At 67.9% G+C, this 20,629-nt stretch carries 19 protein-coding genes; 14 read left to right on the top strand and 5 right to left on the bottom strand.

What is annotated here, in order from left to right:
• Window positions 1–9: 9 nt before the first annotated feature.
• Window positions 10–546: a ubiquinol-cytochrome c reductase iron-sulfur subunit gene (gene petA / locus AC1DSZ_RS08220; protein ID WP_188519252.1), complete on the bottom strand. Its 537-nt coding sequence runs from the start codon at window positions 544–546 to the stop codon at window positions 10–12.
• A 240-nt stretch (window positions 547–786) separates the two neighbouring features.
• On the opposite strand from petA, the gene AC1DSZ_RS08215 reads away from it, so the two are divergent.
• A complete protein-coding gene (locus AC1DSZ_RS08215; protein ID WP_476837896.1) occupies window positions 787–1,272 on the top strand; it encodes a tRNA (cytidine(34)-2'-O)-methyltransferase in 486 nt (161 codons plus the stop codon).
• Window positions 1,272–2,168, top strand: a complete 897-nt coding sequence (gene hemF, locus AC1DSZ_RS08210; RefSeq protein WP_476837895.1) for an oxygen-dependent coproporphyrinogen oxidase — start codon at window positions 1,272–1,274, stop codon at window positions 2,166–2,168. The genes AC1DSZ_RS08215 and hemF overlap by 1 nt, the downstream gene beginning before the upstream one ends.
• A gap of 127 nt (window positions 2,169–2,295) precedes the next feature.
• On the opposite strand, the gene AC1DSZ_RS08205 is transcribed toward hemF, so the two are convergent.
• Entirely contained in the window at window positions 2,296–4,782 is a 2,487-nt protein-coding gene (locus tag AC1DSZ_RS08205) for a M57 family metalloprotease (protein ID WP_476837894.1), read from the bottom strand.
• A gap of 280 nt (window positions 4,783–5,062) precedes the next feature.
• On the opposite strand from AC1DSZ_RS08205, the gene AC1DSZ_RS08200 reads away from it, so the two are divergent.
• The 10 genes from AC1DSZ_RS08200 (at window position 5,063) to AC1DSZ_RS08155 (ending at window position 16,599) form a co-directional block, all read left to right on the top strand.
• Complete coding sequence (locus AC1DSZ_RS08200; RefSeq protein ID WP_476838157.1) at window positions 5,063–6,268, top strand: low temperature requirement protein A; 1,206 nt, start codon at window positions 5,063–5,065, stop codon at window positions 6,266–6,268.
• Between the two features lie 34 nt (window positions 6,269–6,302).
• A complete protein-coding gene (locus AC1DSZ_RS08195) occupies window positions 6,303–6,890 on the top strand; it encodes a DUF1285 domain-containing protein (RefSeq protein ID WP_476837893.1) in 588 nt (195 codons plus the stop codon).
• Window positions 6,887–7,555, top strand: coding sequence for a CoA pyrophosphatase (locus tag AC1DSZ_RS08190; protein ID WP_476837892.1), 669 nt, complete (start codon window positions 6,887–6,889; stop codon window positions 7,553–7,555). Before AC1DSZ_RS08195 ends, AC1DSZ_RS08190 begins: the two co-directional genes overlap by 4 nt.
• Entirely contained in the window at window positions 7,552–7,809 is a 258-nt protein-coding gene (locus tag AC1DSZ_RS08185) for a DUF6111 family protein (RefSeq protein ID WP_476837891.1), read from the top strand. The genes AC1DSZ_RS08190 and AC1DSZ_RS08185 overlap by 4 nt, the downstream gene beginning before the upstream one ends.
• On the top strand, window positions 7,806–9,038 hold the full coding sequence (locus AC1DSZ_RS08180; protein ID WP_476837890.1) for a CCA tRNA nucleotidyltransferase: 1,233 nt from the start codon (window positions 7,806–7,808) through the stop codon (window positions 9,036–9,038). The genes AC1DSZ_RS08185 and AC1DSZ_RS08180 overlap by 4 nt, the downstream gene beginning before the upstream one ends.
• 112 nt (window positions 9,039–9,150) lie before the next feature.
• Window positions 9,151–9,417, top strand: coding sequence for a hypothetical protein (locus AC1DSZ_RS08175; protein WP_476837889.1), 267 nt, complete (start codon window positions 9,151–9,153; stop codon window positions 9,415–9,417).
• 319 nt (window positions 9,418–9,736) lie between these two features.
• The gene (locus AC1DSZ_RS08170; RefSeq protein ID WP_476837888.1) at window positions 9,737–10,741 is read left to right on the top strand and encodes an AAA family ATPase; all 1,005 of its coding nucleotides are present in this window, start codon (window positions 9,737–9,739) and stop codon (window positions 10,739–10,741) included.
• A gap of 10 nt (window positions 10,742–10,751) precedes the next feature.
• A complete protein-coding gene (locus AC1DSZ_RS08165; protein WP_476837887.1) occupies window positions 10,752–11,693 on the top strand; it encodes a DUF58 domain-containing protein in 942 nt (313 codons plus the stop codon).
• A 3-nt stretch (window positions 11,694–11,696) separates the two neighbouring features.
• Entirely contained in the window at window positions 11,697–14,507 is a 2,811-nt protein-coding gene (locus AC1DSZ_RS08160) for a DUF4159 domain-containing protein (protein ID WP_476837886.1), read from the top strand.
• A 7-nt stretch (window positions 14,508–14,514) separates the two neighbouring features.
• Window positions 14,515–16,599: a hypothetical protein gene (locus AC1DSZ_RS08155; RefSeq protein WP_476837885.1), complete on the top strand. Its 2,085-nt coding sequence runs from the start codon at window positions 14,515–14,517 to the stop codon at window positions 16,597–16,599.
• Here the strand turns inward: AC1DSZ_RS08155 and AC1DSZ_RS08150 are convergent.
• Together AC1DSZ_RS08150 and AC1DSZ_RS08145 are read right to left on the bottom strand one after the other, a co-directional pair.
• On the bottom strand, window positions 16,596–17,096 hold the full coding sequence (locus tag AC1DSZ_RS08150; protein ID WP_476837884.1) for a GNAT family N-acetyltransferase: 501 nt from the start codon (window positions 17,094–17,096) through the stop codon (window positions 16,596–16,598). The two genes, AC1DSZ_RS08155 and AC1DSZ_RS08150, sit on opposite strands and share 4 nt — an antisense overlap.
• Before the next feature lie 179 nt (window positions 17,097–17,275).
• On the bottom strand, window positions 17,276–17,677 hold the full coding sequence (locus AC1DSZ_RS08145) for an NUDIX domain-containing protein (protein WP_476838156.1): 402 nt from the start codon (window positions 17,675–17,677) through the stop codon (window positions 17,276–17,278).
• Window positions 17,678–17,907: 230 nt separating this feature from the next.
• Between AC1DSZ_RS08145 and mbfA the strand changes: the two genes are divergently transcribed.
• Window positions 17,908–18,879, top strand: a complete 972-nt coding sequence (gene mbfA, locus AC1DSZ_RS08140; protein WP_476838155.1) for an iron exporter MbfA — start codon at window positions 17,908–17,910, stop codon at window positions 18,877–18,879.
• 34 nt (window positions 18,880–18,913) lie between these two features.
• Entirely contained in the window at window positions 18,914–19,798 is an 885-nt protein-coding gene (locus tag AC1DSZ_RS08135; RefSeq protein ID WP_476837883.1) for a metallophosphoesterase family protein, read from the top strand.
• A gap of 25 nt (window positions 19,799–19,823) precedes the next feature.
• On the opposite strand, the gene AC1DSZ_RS08130 is transcribed toward AC1DSZ_RS08135, so the two are convergent.
• The gene (locus tag AC1DSZ_RS08130) at window positions 19,824–20,456 is read right to left on the bottom strand and encodes a hypothetical protein (RefSeq protein WP_476837882.1); all 633 of its coding nucleotides are present in this window, start codon (window positions 20,454–20,456) and stop codon (window positions 19,824–19,826) included.
• Between the last annotated feature and the right edge of the window lie 173 nt (window positions 20,457–20,629).

Below are 20,629 nucleotides of genomic sequence, written 5' to 3'. Positions count from 1 at the left end.
GATGCGGCCTTAGCCGATCTGAATCTTGGCGTCGGAAACGAACGTGTACGGCGGAACCGGCAGGTTCGTCGGGGCCGGCCCCTGGCGGATGCGGCCCGAGGTGTCGAACACCGAACCATGGCACGGGCACTGCCAACCATGGAACGCGCCTTCGTTGCCGAGCGGCACGCAGCCGAGATGGGTGCAGTTGCCGTAGACCACGAGCCACTGCGCCTTGCCGGGCTTCACGCGCGCGGCGTCGTCCTGCGGATCAGGGAGCGTCGCGACGTTCACCGTCTGGGCGGCCTTGATCTCCTCGGCCGTGCGATGACGCACGAAGATCAGCTTGCCGCGCCAGAACAGCTTCACGATCTGGCCTTCGGCGACGGGCGTCAGGTCGAAATCGACCGGCGCGCCGGCCGCGATCGTGGCGGCGTCCGGTCCCATCTGGGAGATGAACGGCCACAGCGTGGCTGCGACGCCGACCGCGCCGACGGCGCCGGTCGCGATGAAGAGAAAGTCCCGCCGGGTCGGTTCCGACGCGGTCGCAGTGGAAGTCGTCGCCACGTAATCATCCCCTCAATCCGGGCCCCCAGCCGAAACCGAAGGCTTGATTGATTGATCGTTGAAGCTCGTCCCGGGCGGTATGCGCGCAAACACAAGGGCTCGCAATGCGACCGGGAGTCGCCGCGCGGCGGCTGTTTCGCACGCTGCTTAGGGCTTGTCCATAGGACGGAATGCTGATTGGGAGTGACTGGCGGACGTTTTCCCGCCCCTGTTCCCAATCTGCAGCGGAGCCTTGCGCGCTTGACCGTCCGCCTCGCCCTCTACCAGCCCGACATTCCGCAGAACACGGGAACGATTCTGCGGCTCTGCGCTTGCCTCGGCGTGCCCGCCGACATCATCGAACCCGCCGGCTTCCCGGTGTCCGACCGCGCCTTCCGCCGGGCCGGCATGGACTATCTGGACGAGGTCGCGATCGAGCGCCACTTGTCCTGGAACACCTTCGAGGCCGCGCGCCGCCGGGCGGGCCGCAGGCTCGTGCTCGCCACCACCAAGGCGGCCATGCGCTATGTGGACTTCGCCTTCGCGCCGGGCGACGTCATCCTGCTCGGCCGCGAGTCGGCCGGAGCGCCGGAAGCCGTTCACGCGGCCGCCGACTCCCGTATCCTCATCCCCATGCGGCCCGCCATGCGGTCGTTGAACATCGCGGTCTCGGCCGCCATGATCCTCGGCGAGGCCCTGCGCCAGGTCGGCGGGTTTCCGGCGCCCGCCCCAGAAGGACAGCCCTGATGCTCCCACCCTCCGATGAGCTCGAGCGCCGCAAGGGCGAGGCCAGCGCCTGGTTCCGGACGCTGCGCGACCGCATCTGCGCGGCCCTCGAAGATCTCGAGGCCAGCGCTCAGGGGCCGTTTTTCCCCGAGGCGTCCGAGGCCGGCCGCTTCGAGCGCAAGCCCTGGACCCGCACGGACCATACGGGTCAGCCGGGGGGCGGCGGCGAGATGAGCATGCTGCGCGGCCGGGTGTTCGAGAAGGCCGGCGTCCACATCTCCACCGTCTATGGCGAGTTCGCCCCGGAGTTCCGCACCCAGATTCCGGGCGCGTCCGACGACCCGCGCTTCTGGGCCTCCGGCATTTCGCTCATTGCGCATCCGTGGAACCCGAACGTCCCGACCGTTCACATGAACACTCGCTTCGTGGTCACCACCAAGGCGTGGTTCGGCGGCGGCGCCGACCTCACCCCCGTGCTGGACCGCCGGCGCACCCAGGAAGACCCCGACACGCAGGCCTTCCATGCGGCCTTCCGGCATGCATGCGAGGCGCACCCTGTCGCCGACTACGCCCGCTACAAGGCGTGGTGCGACGAGTACTTCCACCTGAAGCACCGCAACGAGCCGCGCGGCATCGGCGGCATCTTCTACGACTATCTGGAAAGCCCCGACTGGGACGCCGACTTCGCCTTCACGCGCGACGTCGGCGAGGCGTTCAGGGCAACCTACCCCGCCATCGCGCGCCGCAACCTCGCAACGGGCTGGACCGAGGCCGACCGCCTGGAACAGCAAGCCCGCCGCGGCCGCTACGTCGAGTTCAACCTGCTCTACGACCGGGGCACCATCTTCGGCCTGCGCACCGGCGGAAACGTCGAGAGCATCCTCTCCAGCATGCCCCCCAGCGTGCGCTGGCCGTGAGCGACGGATCGAGACGACCAGACACCTGTCGACGATGATGCAAAGAGAGATCGCGCCGCATCGTGCTCCCCCTGTTCTGCCGGCAAGGGCTGGGAGGTATTGACGCACGCGACGTCGCAATGAATGACTAGGCGAACTGAAAATTGGAAGATGTCAGAAGCGACCGGTTTACGTCCTGGAGTGTAATCGACGTGTTCGGATCGATCGTGATTACAGTGTTGGACCCAACCTGTTTCGAAACAGCGAGGATCTCACCGAGGGTGTCGAAACTTGCGCCATACTGAAGCTTAAGAGTGTCGGATCCGGCGCCGCCTCCGGCGATGAAGTCACTCACGACATCATGGCCCGAACTCGCCTTGAATACGAACACATCATGGCCCCCACCGCCAGTCAGCGTATCGTTGCCGGCGCCCCCCATGAGGATGTCGTCGTCGCTGAAACCTGTCAGGGCATCATTGCCGGCGGTCGATGCGGACCTACCCTCCTTGAAACCATAGTCGATGTAATGGCGCTCCGCTGCTGAGAGGTCTTTTCCAAATGCTGAACGGAGATCAGCATATCGGAACAGATATGCAGTCGCATCGAAGCTGATTGAACGAGACTCGCGTGATCCATACTGGATGAAATGGCTTTCCGCCGCCCGCACGTTTGAGCCGATATTCGCGATCAGATCGCCATAGCTCGCTACATAGGCCAGCGCATCGAAGGAGACCGTGCGGCCTTCACCTGAGCCGTACTGAATGAAATGCGCCGTAGCGGCCGCCGAATTAACCCCAAACGCACTGATGAGATCGCTGAAACTCGCCACATACGCAAGCGCGTCAAACGTAGCTTTCCGTCCTTCGTTAAAGCCAGCTTGAATGTAGTGCGCTGCGCCGGCGTCGGCATCGGTCCCAAAAGCCTGCACCAAATCCTTATAGCTCGCGATGTAAGCAAGCGCATCGAAGCTGCTGCTTCTGTTTTCTTTTGCCCCAAAGTTGATATAGTGACTTGCACCCTTCTCACCATCCGCTCCGCAGACGCCGATCAGGTCCGAGTAGGACGCGATGTACTGCAAGCCACTAAAAGTCACCTGACGCCCTTCGGCGGCGCCGCTGCTCAGGAAATGCCGAAAGCCGGCATCAGCGTTGGAGCCAAACGCAGTCCAGAGATCGCCATGGCTCGCTACGTACTGAAGCACATTCGCCGTCACGGTTTGCGCGCCGTTCGAAAAGCTCAGCGTCTCCACAGATGTAAGGCTGTCCAGGCCATCGACGCCGACGACGGTGGAGCGGTTACCGTCGCTAACCCACCGCGATTGCAATTTCAGGCCTGAAAACTTGGCAATGTCGGAGCCTGTGCCGCCATCAACAACATCATTGCCCGAACCTCCTTCGAGGATGTCGTCACCAGCGCCTCCCATCAGGCTGTCCATACCAGCAAGGCCTAGCAACGTGTCGTTGCCGTCGAGACCTGAAAACCAGTTATCGACAGAGTCGCCACTCAAAACATCGCCTGCGCTACCGCCTTCGACCTGCCCAATGTTGGAGTACCAATCCACTCCAATATCGTCTCCCCAGGCGGATTTGGCCAATCCTGTCGCCGCATCTTTCACTTTCAGCAAATTGACAGTCACAGCGGAATTGCTCGTTGCATAGCTGACCTTCACGTTAGCGGCGCCGTAATAGACATAGAGACTGTCGTTGCCGAGACCGCCAACCAAGGTGGCGTTCGAACCCGTCGCGGAGAGCGCGTCGTCACCATCGCCGCCGTCGGCCAAATCGTTGCTTGTGACGAACAAACTATCCTCTCCAGCTCCTCCATACAGCCGATTGGACCCGGCTCCTCCAGTCAACCTGTCGTTTCCATCGCCCCCGAGCAAAGTATCGTCGAGTTCGGAACCCGTTAGCGTATCTGAGCCTAAGCCGCCCTCGATGTAATTTCGTGCGCCTCCCACGCCCACGATTGCATCCGACGACGACAAGCCGATCTGCTTCAATATACCTGATGTCGGCTGCCAATCCCATGAACTCAGAAATGATGCATCGACCTGTCCGTATATGTATTTGACTGCATCCTTGTCGAAGCTACCAAGTGTAGGTAGATAGTCCTTGTAGCTCATAATGGAATGAGCGCCGTCATCAAGTGACGGCGTTAGAGTAAGAGTTGTATACGGGAAATTCGTCTCGAAAGGATGCTTAAGTCCAATCGCATGACCAATCTCATGCGCTATTACATGCGTCATGCTCGAGCTGCTGTAATACAACACTTGGGTGTTTACGTTGACCGTTGTATGTCCTCGTGAAACGGTTGATGAGCTATAGGGATAGTACGCAAAACCTGCAGATCCTGACACAGAGCTACTATTGAAATTGAGATTTTGAAATCTGATGTCCCCGTGGCCCGGTGCAACCTCGATGAACTGAAGTCCGCATTCGTCAGCCCAGGCCTGAAGGGCACTTTTTGCGATTGACCGCTGCGTTGCTGTGAATGGCTGAAATCCAGCCTTCAAGGCCGGCTCGTCGAGATTGATTGGGTCAATTGCGCTTTCGAATGAGAACGAAACGATCGCAGCGCGACCCGAAACTGTGCCGTTCCAGCTATACCCCGAAAGCAAGGCGGTGTAGTCACTCACGAGAGGCATAAACTAATCCTTGGACAGCAAAGGCGGGTAAGCCTAGCTGTAAAATATAATAAATCAATATGTAGATTGACCGATCCAAAACGCACGTGTTGGCTGCGAATCTGCTCCGGCACAATTCGTCTTGAACCGCCCGATCCAGCGAGTTCGTTGAAAGGGAACGAATGCAGCGCTGGCGACATCACGTCCGGAGCTCTGGGGCTCATGTTGGGTGGGCGAGGAAAGTCGAGATGTGCAGTCCAAGATCTCGCGTGACGGCATGGCAGCGGGTTTGATGACAGGCGTCTCCGGCCTTCTCCGCGGCGAGCCTGAGGATGGGCATCACCGCGTCACCTATGTGGAGCTGTTCTTCGACCTCGTCTTCGTGTTCGCGGTCACCCAGCTCTCGCATACGCTTGCGGCGCAGTTCGACGCCTGGGGGGTGCTGCAGGCCTTCATCCTGATGCTGGCGGTCTGGTGGGTGTGGATCGACACGTCCTGGGTGACGAACTGGCTGAATCCCGACCGCACGCCCGTGCGAGCCGTGATCTTCGGCCTGATGCTGGCCGGCCTCGGGCTATCGATCTCCATTCCCAAGGCGTTTGGCGATCGCGCCATCATCTTTGCGGTCTGCTATGCGGTGATGCAGGTGGCGCGGTCGACCTTCGCGATGTGGGCGACGCCGCGCGACGAAGAGGCCCTGCGCACGAATTTCACCCGCATCCTGGCTTGGCACTGCGCCGGCGCGGCGTTCTGGCTGGCCGGCGCCTTCGCTCCGGACGGCTGGCGACTAGGCTTGTGGGGCATCGCCGTGGTGATCGCCAGCGCCGGTCCCCTGACGCGCTTCTGGACACCGGGGCTCGGGGCGTCGGCGATCTCGGACTGGACCGTCGAGGGCGGCCACATGGCCGAGCGCTGCGGCCTGTTCATCATCATCGCGCTAGGCGAATCGATCCTCGTCACCGGCGCGACCTTCGCGGACGCGCCCTGGAAAGCCTGGACGATCGTCGGCTTCGTGTCGTCCTTCGTCGCCAGCCTGGCGATGTGGTGGATCTATTTCGACCTCGGGGCCGAAGCGGGCAGCCGCGAGATCGCAGATGCGGACGACCCCGGCCGGCTGGCGCGGCTGGCCTACACCTACCTGCACCTGCCCATCATGGCGGGAGTGATCGTGACAGCCGTGGGCGACGAGTTCGTGCTCGATCATCCGGACGGCCACGGCGAATTGAGGACGCTGCTGACCGTGGTGGGTGGACCGCTGCTGTTTCTGGTGGGCGCCATCCTGTTCAAGCGCGCGGTGCGCGGCTTCTTCCAGTTGTCCCACCTCGTCGGCATTGGCCTGCTCGGCGGCATGCTGGCGGCCGGCGCGCTGCTCACCAGTCTCCCGCCGGCGCTGTTGAGCGTGCTGTCGACGACGTGCCTCGTTGTGGTGGCAATTTGGGAATCCTGGTCGTTCAACGCGCACCACCACACCACGCAGACCAGCGGCAAGCACGACTGATGCAACTGGCGCGCCGCCGCCCTATTCTCCCGGCATGAGCGCCATCACGCCCCCTGCCCTCGACGCCCTCACGGCCGGAGCCCGCGCGGCCGGCAAAAAGGGCCCGCCGCCCGTGCACCTGTGGAACCCGCCCTATTGCGGCGAGATCGACATGCGCATCGCCGCCGACGGAACCTGGTTCTATGGCGGCACGCCGATAGGCCGGCCCGCCCTCGTGAAGCTTTTCGCCTCGGTGCTGCGGCGCGATCCCGAGCGCTTCGTGCTGGTGACGCCCGTCGAGATGGTCGGGATCACGGTCGAGGACGCGCCGTTCATGGCCGTCGAGATGACCGTGGAGGGCGACGGAGACGCCCGGCGGATCGCGCTGCGCACCAACGTGGACGACTGGGTGACGGTGGACGCCGAGCACCCTCTGCGCTTCGTGCGCGAGGCCACGAACGGGCTGCGCCCCTATGTGCGGGTACGCGGCGGCCTTGAAGCGCGCCTCACCCGGACGCTGTTTTATGATCTCGTCGCGCTAGGCGAGGAGCGCGCGGTGGACGGCGTCGCCAAGTTCGGCGTCGCGGCCGGCGGCGCGTTTTTCCCCATGGCGGACGCCGCCGAGATCGAGGGGCTGGCGTGAACGCCCAGGTCCCGGTCATCGCCACGCCGTTCGCGGCGGACGCCCTGGAGGCGCGCGCCCGCGAGCGGCTCAGCATGGAGCCTCCCGCGCACGCCTTCGACCCCGGCCGCACGCCCGAGCGTGGCGACCACCAGCTAGCCCCCATGCTGGCGCCCTCGGACGGAAGCCTCCACCGCCCGGCCGCCGTGCTCATTCCGGTGATCGCGCACCCCGAGAACGCCAGCATCCTGCTCACCCGCCGGGCCTCGCACCTGCGCGACCATTCGGGCCAGATCGCCTTTCCGGGCGGCAAGATCGACGCGGCCGACGCCACCCCGATGGCGGCCGCCATCCGCGAGGCCGGCGAGGAGATCGGCCTGGCGCCGGAGCTGATCCGGCCGCTGGGCTATCTCGACGCCTACCTGACCTCCACGGGCTTCCGCGTCGTCCCGGTGCTGTCGCTGGTCGAACCGGGCTTTGCGCTGGATCTCAACGCGAACGAGGTCGACGCGGTGTTCGAGACGCCTTTGTCCTTCCTGATGGATCCCGCCAACCACGAGCGCCACGCAAGGGAGTGGAAAGGGTCCCTGCGCCACTACTATGCGATGCCGTATGGGGATCACTACATCTGGGGCGTGACCGCAGGCATCCTGCGGAACATGTACGAGAGGCTTTACGCCGAATGACACGCGCCTTCACCGAAGAGTTTCTGCTCTTCCTGGTCCCGTTCGCGCTCTACGCGCTCTGGCTCGTGGCGCGTCGCAGGACCCCGCTCGCCAAGGTGCATTGGGAGGGAAGCGTTTCCTGGCTGGTTCTCGCCGGCCTGGCGCTTGCAGCCCTGTCGCTCGTGCTGACCGGCTTCGAAGCCCCGCGCGGCGTTGGCGCCTATGTGCCGGCCCACATGGAGAACGGGCGCTTCGTGCCCGGCAAGCTGGAATGAACCAGAGCCCGCCGGCTCTCGCGACCGCGCGGATCGACGGCGCCGGCGTTCTCGAAAGGCCGGAACTGCAGCGCTTGCTCGCCGTTCTGGATCGTGACGGCGAGGAGGCCCGCGTCGTCGGCGGCGCGGTGCGCAACGCGCTGCTGGGCCTGCCGCCCGGCGACATCGACATCGCCACGACGGCGCTGCCGGCTGAAACAACCCGCCGGGCCGAGGCGGCCGGTTTCCGCGCCGCCCCTACCGGCATCGAGCACGGCACCGTGACGGTGGTGGTCGACCACCATCCCTTCGAGGTCACCACGCTGCGCGAGGATGTCGAGACCGACGGCCGCCGCGCCGTGGTCGCGTTCGGCCGCGACTTCGCCCGCGACGCCGAACGGCGGGACTTCACCATCAATGCGCTCTACGCGGCCGCAGATGGAACCGTGATCGACCTCGTCGGCGGCCTCGACGACCTCGCGGCGCGGCGGGTTCGGTTCATCGGCTCGGCCGAAACCCGGATCCGCGAGGATTACCTGCGCATTCTCCGTCTTTTTCGGTTTCACTCGGAATACGGCGAGGGGCCGCTCGACAGGGATGCGCTTTCGGCCGCGATCGCGCTTCGCGGCGGGCTGGCCCAGCTCTCGCACGAGCGCATCCGGGTCGAGGTGCTGAAGCTTCTCGCCAGTCGCCGGGCGTCCGAGACCGTGGAGGCGATCGCGCAGTGCGGGTTCCTGGACCGGCTGCTTGGGCTCGTCCCCGACGTAAGGGCGTTCCAAGCTGTGGCGCGGCCGGATCCGATCCTTCGACTTACGGCTCTGGCTCTCCGGGTTCGTGAGGACGCCGCGCTGCTGGCTGAACGCCTGCGGCTGTCCAACGCGGATGCGCAGCGGCTGTCGAAGGCCGCGACGCTGCTTGAAACATTGCACGGCGCGGAAGCGCCCAGGACCGCCCATGACTGGCGCGTCCGCGCCTATCGGCATGGCGCATTGGCGGTCGGCGACGCGGTCGTGATCGCCGGCGCCCGTGGCGGCGATGCGGCTTCCCTGGCGGTCGCGGCCGCCGTTCTGGCGAAGCCCGTTCCCCGCCTCCCCTGGAGCGGGCGTGATGTCGTGGCTCGCGGGCTGGCCCCCGGCCGCGCCATTGGGTTAGCGCTGGCGCGCGCCGAAGCGCTCTGGATCGAGGCCGATTTCCCGTCAGATGAAGCGGCGTTATCCGGCATACTCGGCCAAGCCGTCCCGCAGGCGTGAGCGCGGCCGGTCATGGGCGGCTACGGCGTTGAACCGACTCCCGTTTCGGTCGCTTTAGGGCTAGATTGCCAGCGGGAGCGACGGCGCGCTCTCGTGTGGGGCGTGCATCCCGATGAGCCGATTGCCTCTTCGACCCGCGGACGTGGCCCATAGGCTCTCCCAGAGAGCTGCGGATCCCGCGCGCTCCGGCCGAACCGCGCCCAGCGACGCCTGGAAACGCGAGACCTATACGCTGCCGCGCGACGAGGCCCGCGCCGCAGCCCGCGAGGCGTTTTCGCGCTTTCCCAAGGCCGCCTACATGACCGAGATCGAGTGGTGGCGCGAACTCGAGGACGGCCAGATCGAGTTCACGATCCGGCGCCTTCCGACCGCGGACTAGGGCTTCGTCGGCGGACGCAGCCCGCGGCCGCCTGAAGAGATGACGTTGAAACACGCCGCTGGAGCGCCCGAACTGGTGCAATCAGGTCGAGCGCTCCCTGAACGTCGTCTCCGGAACTGCTTCGAACCTTCGCGCCCGGCGCCACGTTTTCGCCTCAGGCCGCCGTGAGCCTGCTTGGCGGCGGCTGCCCCACGCAAACGTGCGGGGAACAATCGCGCCGCGGCATCGTGTCGGGCTTGAACCCAATGCCATTCGCGCGCGATGCTGGCCTTTAACGTTGTGTGACGCCGCGGCGTCAGTTCTCCACCGAGGGCCATCGATGACCGACGCCAACGCCGCCGCCAGCCTCGACGCCATGATCGTGCGCTCCGCCGACGCGGCTCTGGAGCAGATCACCCGGGCGCGGGAGGCGATCGGAGCGGTCGTGTTCGGCCAGACCCAGGTGGTCGAGAACACGCTGATCACCGTGCTGTCCGGAGGCCATGGCCTGCTGGTCGGCGTGCCGGGCCTCGCGAAAACCAAGCTCGTGGACACGATGGGGTCCGTGCTGGGCCTGGATAATCGCCGCATCCAGTTCACCCCGGACCTGATGCCGTCCGACATCCTCGGCTCCGAGGTGCTGGAGGAAACGGCCGAGAAGCGCCGCGCCTTCCGGTTCGTGCGCGGCCCCATCTTCGCCCAGCTGCTGCTCGCCGACGAGATCAACCGCGCCAGCCCGCGCACGCAGTCCGCGCTGCTGCAGGCCATGCAGGAATATCACGTGACGGTCGCGGGCGAGCCGCACGACCTGCCCCGCCCCTTCCATGTGCTCGCCACCCAGAACCCGATCGAGCAGGAAGGCACCTACCCACTGCCCGAAGCCCAGCTCGACCGCTTCATCATGCAGATCGACGTCGGCTATCCGGACGCCGCCACCGAGCGGCGCATCCTGCTGGAAACCACCGGCGAGACGCAGGCAAAGCCCAAAGCCGCCATGACGGCGGACGATCTGCTGGCAGCCCAGCGACTGCTGCGCCGCCTGCCGGTCGGCGAGAGCGTCGTCGAGGCCATCCTGCATCTTGTGCGCTCCGCGCGCCCCGGCGAGGGCGATCCCGCCATCGCCAACCACCTCGCATGGGGTCCCGGCCCGCGCGCCGGCCAGTCGCTGATGCTCGCCGTGCGGGCGCGCGCCCTGGTGCAAGGCCGCCTCGCGCCGTCCCTGGACGATGTCGCCGCGCTGGCTGAGCCCGTTCTGAAGCACCGCATGGCGCTCACCTTCGCGGCCCGCGCCGAGGGTGAGAGCATCGGCGGCCTGATCCGACGCCTCGTCGAACGCGTCGGCTAGGGCGAACAGCATGGTCAAGGTCCGGGTTCTCGACACGACGGAACAGGCGGTCGGGAACCGGCACGCGACGGGCGCGCTGGACCTAGCGCGGCGCCTGCCGAGGCTCGCCATCGAGGCGCGCCGCATCGCCGCCACGGCCGCGCATGGCATCCATGGACGGCGCCAGGCCGGATCGGGCGAGGCGTTCTGGCAGTTTCGCGCCTTCATGCCGGGCGAGCCGGCCCATCGCGTCGACTGGCGCCGCTCCGCCCGCGACGACGAGCGCTACTACGTCCGTGAGCGCGAGTGGGAGGCCGCCCACACGGTGTGGCTCTGGATCGACCGCTCCGCTTCGATGGGCTTCAGCTCTGCGCTCGCGCAGGCGCCCAAGGTGGACCGCGCCGTCGTGCTCGGCCTGGCGCTGGCGGACCTGCTGGTGCGGGGCGGCGAACGCGTCGGCCATATCGGCCTGACCAACCCGCAGGCGTCCCGCGCCATCGTCGACCGGGTCGCCGAAGCGCTGGCGGCCGACAAGGCGCCGCCGGCCGATCTGCCCGCGCCGCTCCCTCTGGCTCCGCTCACCGAGGCCGTGCTGATCAGCGATTTTCTCACCCCCGCGCCACGCATCAAGGACACGATCGAACGCATGGCGGCGCGCGGCGCGGGCGGCCATCTCGTGATGGTGCTGGATCCCGTCGAAGAGACCTTTCCGTTCGAGGGCCAGGCGGTGCTGGCGGAGCTCGAAGGGCCGCAGACTTTGCGCGTCGGTGACGCCGGCAGCTTCGGCGCGCTGGTGCGCGAGCGCATGGCGGCGCACCGCGACTCCATCCGGGACGCCTGCGCGCGGCGCGGCTGGACCTTTGCGGTGCATCGCACCGACAGGCCCGCCTCCGAGGCGCTGCTGTCGCTCGCATCCCGCATCGCCGAGCGCGACGCCGGCATGGCGGGCGTCCGCATCGGCGGGGGAGGCTGACGGATGTTTGAATCCCTGTCCCTCGGATTCACGGCCCCGGCGGTTCTGCTGGCGCTGACGGCGCTGCCGGCGCTCTGGCTGCTGCTGCGCGTCACCCCGCCCCAGCCGCGCCGGATCGACTTCCCGCCGCTGCGCCTCATCCTGGACCTCATCCCCCAGCAGGAGAGCCCGGCCCGTACACCCTGGTGGCTGCTGCTGCTGCGCCTCGCCGTGGCCGGCCTCGTGATCGTCGCGATGGCGGGCCCCGTTTGGAACGCCCTCAAGCAGGCGATCGGCCGACCCGGCCCGATCGCGCTCGTGGTCGACGCCGGCTGGGCCGCCGCGCCCGACTGGCGCGAGCGCATGAACGCCGCCGAAGAGATCGTTCGCGGCGCGGCGCGCGACGACCGCCCCGTGGCGGTGATCGCCACCGGCGCGCCGCTTGCGGACGTGCAGTTGGGCGACGCCGGCGCGGCGCTCGAAAAGCTCCGCGCGCTGAAGCCTGCCCCGCACACGGCGGATCGCGCCGCCATCCTGCTCCCGCTCGGCCGTTTCCTCGACCGCGAGAAGGCCGCCGAACTCGTCTGGATCGCGGACGGCGTCGCAACCGGCGATCAGGCCGCGTTCCGCGACGGCTTCAGGAAACTGGCGGATGGCCGCTCGCTCACCATCGTGTCCGGTCCGGCGGCGCGCCCCCTCGCGCTCTCCAATGTCGAGAACGCGGCTGCCGGCATGAGCGTCCGCGTGCTGCGCGCCGAGCCGAACGGCCGTGATTCCGGCGTTGTGCGCGCGCTGGACAAGCGCGGGCTGCCGCTCGGCGAAGCGCCGTTCAGCTTCGGCGGCGGCGAAACCGAGACCAGGGCCAACGTCACCCTGCCGGTCGATCTGCGCAACGAGATCGCGCGCCTCGACATCGCCGAGGAGCGCACGGCCGGCGCGGTCGCGCTCGTGGACGAAAGCAGCCGCCGGCGGCGCATCGGACTCGTGTCGGGCGCCACGGCCGACACGGCCCAGCCGTTGTTGTCGCCAACCTACTACGTGTCGCGCGCCCTCACCCCCTATGCGGATGTGCGCGAGCCCCGCATGGGCCCGAACGAAGCCATCAGCGCGCTGATCGACGAGAAGGTCTCGATGATCGTGATGGCGGATGTCGGCGCGCCTCCGCCGGACGTTCGGCAGAAGCTTGCCGCCTTCGTGGACAAGGGCGGCCTGCTGTTGCGCTTCGCGGGCTCGCGCCTTGCCTCGGCGACCGGCGACGAGTTGTCGCCCGTCCGGCTGCGTCGCGGCGGGCGGGCGCTTGGCGGCGCGCTCTCCTGGGAAAGCCCGCGCACGCTCGCGCCCTTCGACCAGGCGAGCCCGTTCTTCGGGTTGACGCTGCCCCGGGACGTCGCGATCACTCGGCAGTTGCTGGCCGAACCCGACGCCGATCTCAGCCGCAAGACCTGGGCCGCGCTGGCCGACGGCACGCCTATCATCACCGCCGAGCGCCGCGGCCAGGGGCTGCTCGTGCTCGTCCACGTGACGGCCGACACCACCTGGTCGAACCTGCCGCTGTCCGGCCTCTTCGTCGACATGCTCCGCCGCATGGCGGCGCTGGCCGGAACCGCCGACGCGCCGACGCAGGCTTCGGCCGGCGGCCAAGCCGTTACGGTCTCGCCGCTGCGCACGCTCGACGGTTTCGGGACCTTCCAGGCGCCTCCCGCGACCGCGCGGCCGATAGCCGTGACCGGGGCGCTTGTGGCCTCTCTCGACCACCCGCCCGGCTTCTATGGCGCGCCGGATACGCCCGTGGCCGTGAACACGCTCGCGCCCGACGCGACGTTGAACCGGCTCGACACGTCCGGGCTCGGCGCCAGCTTCCAGCCGCTCACCCGCGAGCCGCCCGTCGACCTCCGCCCCTGGCTGATCGCGCTCGCGCTGCTGGGCTTCGCGCTCGACACTCTCGCAGTGCTCTGGCTCGGCGGAAGGCTCACCTTCGGCCGAGCCCGCCGCGCCGCCGCCACGGGCGCCATCCTGGCGCTTACGGTTCTCTCGGCGCTGGGCGCCGGCGCGCCCGGCGCCCAGGCCGCCGAACCGCGTCCGCCCGTCAGCCCCAAGGAACTCGACGCCGCGCTGCTAACGCGTTTCGCCTATGTGCTCACCGGTGACGCCAACGTCGACGAGATCAGCCGCGCCGGCCTCGCCGGGCTGAGCAGCTATCTCGGAGCCCGCACGGCGCTCTCACCGGGCGAACCCGCCGGCGTCGACCCGACCCGCGACGAACTCGCCGTCTACCCGGTGATCTACTGGCCCATCGTGGCCGGCCGCCCCGCCCCGGGCGACGCCGCAGTGCGCAAGCTCGACGACTTCATGAAGGGCGGCGGCACCGTGATCTTCGACACGCGCGACGCGCTGTCGAACCGCCCCGGCGCGCCGCCCACGGCCGAAACCCAGGCGCTTCGCCAGATCCTGGCCGGCGTCGCGGTGCCGCAGCTAGAAACCGTGCCGCGCGACCACGTCGTCACCAAGGCGTTCTACCTGATCGACACGTTCCCGGGCCGCTACGCCGACGGCCAGACCTGGATCGAGGCGCTGCCGCGCGAGGGCCCGGACGCCGAGCGCCCGGCCCGCGCCGGCGACGGCGTGTCGCCGATCATCATCACCTCCAACGACCTCGCGGCCGCCTGGGCCACGGGCCGGCGCGGCGAGCCGCTCTACCCGCTCACGCCGGGCGGCGCGCGCCAGCGCGAGCTCTCGTTCCGGGCCGGCGTCAACATCGTGATGTACGCCCTCACGGGCAACTACAAGGCCGACCAGGTGCACGTGCCGGCGCTGCTCGAGCGCCTCGGCCAATGAGGACCGCATGACGAGCGTCGACTGGTCTCCCCTGCTGCCGCTGCCCGTGCTGGTTCTGCTCGCCCTCGTGGCGGGCGGCGCCGCCGTTCTGGCGCTGCTGCTGCGCCAGCGCGGATCGGTGCTGCGCGCTTTGGCGGTGGCGTTCTTTCTCGCCGCCCTGTTCAATCCCTCCTTCGTGCGTGAGGACCGCGAGCGCCTGAAGGACGTCGCCGCCGTGGTGGTGGACCGCTCCGCCTCGCAAGGCCTCGCCGACCGCGCCGCGCAGACGACCGCCGTGGTGGAGGCCTTACGCAAGCGCCTCGACGCGCTGGGCGATGTCGAGACCCGCATCATCGACGTGAACGAGGCCGGCGGCGGCGCGGATGGCACGCGCCTGTTCTCGGCGCTGGAGTCCGGCCTCTCGGACGTGCCGCCCGACCGCGTCGCGGGCGCCATCATGGTGACGGACGGCGTTGTCCACGACATCCCCGAGCAGGTCGCCGCGATGGGCTTCCGCGCGCCCCTGCACGCGCTGGTGACCGGCCATCCGGGCGAGCGCGACCGCCGCATCGCCCTCATGGACACCCCGCGCTTCGGCATCGTCGGCAAGGACGCGGTGATCCGCCTGCGCGTCGAGGATCCCGGCCAGGGCGAGCCCGTTCGCGTCGTGGTGCGCCGCGACGGCGTCGTCGTAACGGAGCGCCGCGCCGCCCCCGGCGAGGTGCTGCGCCTGCCGATCCGCATCGAGCATGGCGGCCAGAACGTCGTCGAGATCGAGGCCGAAGAGGCCGCCGGCGAGCTCACGGCCTACAACAACAAGGCCGTGGTTCCGATCGAGGGCATCCGCGAGAAGCTGCGCGTGCTGCTGGTGTCCGGCCAGCCCAACGCGGGCGAGCGCACCTGGCGCAACATCCTGAAGTCGGACGCGAACGTCGATCTCGTCCACTTCACCATCCTGCGCCCGCCCGAGAAGCAGGACGGCACGCCCATCAATGAGCTGTCGCTGATCGCCTTCCCGACGCGCGAGCTGTTCGAGACCAAGATCAACGAGTTCGACCTGATCATCTTTGATCGCTACGCCAACCAGTCGATCCTGCCCGGCGTCTATTTCGCCAACATGGTGCGCTATGTCCGCGAGGGCGGCGCCGTGCTGGTGGCGGCCGGCCCCGAATTCGCCGGCCGCGCCGGCCTGGCCGGCACGCCTCTGGCCGCCGCCATCCCGGCCACGCCGGACGGCAAGCTGATCGAGCGGCCGTTCCTGGCGCATGTGACGCCGGTTGGAGCCAAGCATCCTGTCACCCGCAACCTGCCGGGCTCCGACACGGAGCCGCCGAGCTGGGGCGAGTGGCTGCGGCTGATCTCGGCCGATGTCCGCTCCGGCTCGGCCGTGATGGCTGGCGCGGACGAGAAGCCCCTGCTCGTGCTCTCGCGCGAAGGCAAGGGCCGCGTCGCCCTGCTGCTGTCCGACCATTCCTGGCTCTGGGCCCGCAACTTCCGCGGCGGCGGCCCGCATCAGGACCTGCTGCGCCGCCTCGGCCACTGGCTGATGAAGGAGCCCGATCTCGAGGAAGAAGCCCTGCGCGCCAGCGCCCGCGGCAATGTCGTGACGGTCGAGCGCCAGACGCTCGCGGACGGGGTGGAGCCCGTGCAACTGGTCGGCCCCACCGGCGAGACCAGCGCGACGACGCTGGCGGCCGCCAGCCCCGGCCTCTGGCGCTCGACAGTGGAGATCGCACAGCCGGGCCTCTACCGCCTCACTGATGGCAAGCTCACGGCCTTCGTCAGCGTCGGCCCGCCGAACCCGCGCGAGTTCCAGGAGGTCATCTCCACTACCGAGAAGCTTGCCGCCATCACGGCCGCGACCGGCGGCTCGGTGCGGCGCGTGTCAGACCGGGCCGGGGACGCCCCGCGCATCCCCACGATCCTGACGCTCGCTTCTGGCGCGCGGTTCTCGGGCAGCGACTACATCGCGCTGCGCAACACCGAGGCGCACGTGGTGCGCGGCGTGTCGGTGTTCCCGGTGTTCCTGGGCTTTGTGGGCCTGATCCTGCTGCTCGCCAGCCTGCTCAGCACCTGGCTGGGCGAGTCCCGACTGGGACGCCCGGCGCGCTAGTCGCGCCGCGTCACCGGCCCGCTCACGCCCTCGAAGGTGCCGGCCTCGAGCTCCAGGATCAGAACCCGGGCCGGATCGACCGGCCCAGGCAGGCTCAGCCGGCCACTCGGCACGCGCCGGAAACCGGCCCGCGCATAGAACGGCTCGTCGCCGACAAGCAGCACCAGCCGGTGCCCTTCAGCCTTGGCGGCCTCGATCGACCGGCGCACCAGCGCCATGCCGATGCCGCGGCCCATGAAGGCCGGCTCCACTGTCACAGGTCCGAGCAGCAATCCGTCCACGCCACCGATCCGGATGCGGGTCAGGCGGATCGAACCAACCACCAGCGTGCCCACCAGCGCGGTGAAGGACAGCGTCGGCTCATGCGGCTGGCCTTCGCGCAGCCGGAAGGCCGTGCGCGCGAAACGGCCGGGGCCGAACGCGCGCTCGTGCAGCTTGTCGATGGTGGACGCTTCGCTGGCGACTTCGGGCCGGATGGCGAGGGACAGATCGGTCATGTCGAGAGAACTCGGCGAACAGGTGCGCCGGGCGGCGCGGGACGGACGGAACGGCCGCTCAGCAGCGCGCCAGCGTCTCTCGTCGTCGATCCCACCTCAGCGCCATCTCGCCTCTCCGGCCGCGTGGCGCGGCGACCGAACCCGTACAGGATTTTGGCGCGCGTGCAACCGGTCACGCCTCACCAGAATGGCGACGGGGGCGCACCGTCGACGATCTCGGCCAAGCGCGCGCGCGTGCCGCGGGTGATTTCGGCCGGAAGCGCATCGAGAGCGAAGAACCGCCCCTCCCGGATCTCGGCGTTGGGCGCGCAGGGCGCTCCCTCGCGGAACGTCCGCACCACGTAAACCGCGACATGGTCCCGGTTGGAAACATAGCGGTTGAAGAACATGCCGTGCAGCGCCGCCGGCCCGATCGGCTCGATGTGGGTCTCTTCCGACAGTTCCCGCACCATCGCGTCGTAGAGCGTCTCGCCGGCGTCGACGCCGCCGCCCGGCATCTGCCAGCAGGACACGTAGCCATGGCGGACGAGGAACACCCCTTTTTCGGGGTGCAACACCGCCGCGCGGACGCCCAGCGTCATCGGGCGCGTGAAGCGCCAATAGAGGTGCAGCACGCGGCGCAGGCCTCCGGGTCCGCGCAACGCTTCCTCCGCCGGGGCGTGTTGGGCGCTCGTGGGCTGGAGCCCCGTCTTCTGATCCGGAATCATGCCTGAACATAGCAGATCCGCCCGAAACGCTCTTGTGTCCGAGCGCATCTAGATTAGAAGTATTCCAATCTGGAAGCGCCACCCGCGGGAGCAACCCCATGCCGATGAAGACCTTCGCCGAACTCACCGAGCGTGAGGTCCTCACCTTGGCGATCACCGGCGAGGAAGAGGATTCCCGCATCTACCAGACCTTCGCGGACTCGGTTCGCGACGCGTACCCCCACTCGGCCGCGCTGTTCGACGGCATGGCCGAGGAGGAACGCGGCCATCGCGGCATGCTCTATGACCTCTACCGCAAGAAATTCGGCGAGCACCTCCCGCCCATCCGGCGGGAAGACGTCAAGGGCTTCCTGAAGCGCCGCCCCATCTGGCTGACCAAGAACCTGTCCGTCGAGAAGATGAGGCAGGAGGCCGAGATCATGGAGATGCAGGCCTATCGCTTCTACGACAAGGCGGCCGCCCAGACGCTCGACGTCTCGGTGCGCGAACTGCTTCACACCCTCGCGGAAGCCGAGCGCGGCCATGAACGGCGGGCCGGCGAGCTCGCCGACGCCAATCTGGGCGGCGACGCCAAGGCCGAGGAGGAGAAGACGCGCCGGCGCATGTTCGTGCTGCAATATGTCCAGCCTGGCCTTGCAGGTCTCATGGATGGATCGGTCTCCACCCTGGCGCCGCTCTTCGCCGCGGCTTTCGCCACCCAGAACAACTGGGAGACGTTCCTGGTCGGCCTCGCGGCCTCCATCGGCGCCGGCATCAGCATGGGCTTCGCCGAGGCGCTCTCGGACGACGGTTCGCTCACGGGCCGCGGCACGCCGTGGATGCGCGGCCTGATCTGCGGGCTCATGACCACGGTCGGCGGCATCGGCCACACCATGCCCTACCTCGTTCCCGACAGCATGCCCAACGCTTTCATGGTGGCGACGTCCATCGCGGCCGTGATCGTGCTGATCGAGCTGTGGGCCATCGCGTGGATACGATCACGCTTCATGGACACGCCCTTCCTGCAGGCGGCCTTCCAGGTCGTGCTGGGCGGCGTCCTCGTGTTCCTGACGGGAATTCTCATCGGCAGCGCTTGACCGGCGGGCGCGCGCGGGGGAGAGGTGTCGCCCGATGTTCAGGCTCGCCCACCTCTCCGACCCCCATCTCGGCCCGATCCCCAAGCCTCGCCTGCGTGAACTCGCCGGCAAGCGGATGACTGGCTACATGAACTGGCGTCGTGGGCGCGACCGCATCCACGACATGGGCGTGATGGAACGCCTCGTCGCCGACATGAAGAGCTTCGAGCCCGACCACATCGCGTGCACGGGCGACCTCATCAATATCGGCCTGCACGGCGAATTCCAGGTCGCGCGGGAGTTCCTGCAGGACCTCGGAGCGCCCGACAAGGTCAGCTTCGTGCCGGGCAACCACGACGCCTATGTGCGCACAACCCTGCGCGACATCGAGCGCTTCCTGTCGCCCTGGATGACCTCCGACAACGGCAAGTTCGAGGGCTTCCCCTATGTCCGGCTGGTCGGCCCCATCGCGATCGTCGGCCTGTCGTCAGCCGTTCCAACAGGGCCCTTCGTGGCTTCGGGCACGCTCGGGCGCGAGCAGCGCGAGAAGGTCGCGAACGTGCTGGCCTTTCTGGCCCAGCAGCCGCTCGCCCGGGTAATTCTGATCCACCACCCGCCCCACCGCAGCGGCAGCCTCACCGGCCGCGGCCTCACGGATGCGAGCGCCCTGGAGGAGATCCTGGGCCAGACCGGCGCTGATCTGATCCTGCATGGACACAATCACGTCACGTCGGTGAACCGCATCGCCGGCCCCGGCGGCAAGCCAATTCCGGTGGTGGGCGTTCCCTCCTGCTCGGCTATCCGCGGCGCCCTCACGCACCGGGCGGGGTACCATCTCTTCGACATCGACCTCACCGAGAACGGCCCCACCATCACGGGCCGAACTCGCGGGCTGACATCCGCCGGCGAGATCGTGGATCTCGGCGAGTTGCCGCTCTAGAGCTTCAGGCTACAAGCCCGTCGGATCACCCCAGGCCCGGCATGCCGAGCCACGCGAAGCCGCCGCGCGACTTCCACCAGGCCGCCAGCAGCAGCAGGTTCGCGCCCACGATCGCGCCGAGCACGAAGGCGAACACGAGGTCGCCGACGACATAGCGCCGGTCCCCGGCCGGCGTGGCCGCTCGCGCAGCATGGGCCGGCTGGGCCGCCGGAACCGCGATCTCGCCGGCTTGGGCGCGTTCGCGCTCAACGAGCCTGCGCCCAAGATAGGCCGTGACGGCTTCGACCAGCGGCTCCACCCGCTCGCTCTCGGCCAGCACGAGGCGCCCGCCTCTCGTGTCCTGGATAAAGCGAAAGGTCCGGCGGTCGCGTCCCATCTCGACGAACGCCACCATGTCGACGAACAGTCGCGGCTTCTCGGTCCCCACAAGGCCGAAGTCGAACATGTCGACATCATCGGGCAACTGGGAGAAGACCGGGGCCAATTCGTCTTTCAGGAGCTCGAGCCGCGCCAGTTCGGCTCCGCGCAACTCAGCCACCGCGGAGGATCTCTCCGCCTCTTCGATGCGCGCCTTGCGCATCGCGCTTTTCAGATCGGCTGTCTTCAGGTCGGATCCGGCGGGCCGTCTTGTCGGAAACGCGAAAACGGGGTCTTCCATGGCCGACCTCAAACGCTGTCACACAGTGAACAGAGAGTAAACGGTCTGCGCTAAACCCGTAAAGCACGCTGAGGTTGCCGCCTTCGTTCATGACGCCATGGGGCTGGTTCCATGAGCAGCCTGGATTCCGGCGCTTTCCGGGCGCGAGTGTGAACTACTTCACACATTGCAAC

The organism is Alsobacter sp. P4_H11 (genome assembly GCF_056400925.1).
This window is presented reverse-complemented; position numbering and strand designations above follow the sequence as displayed.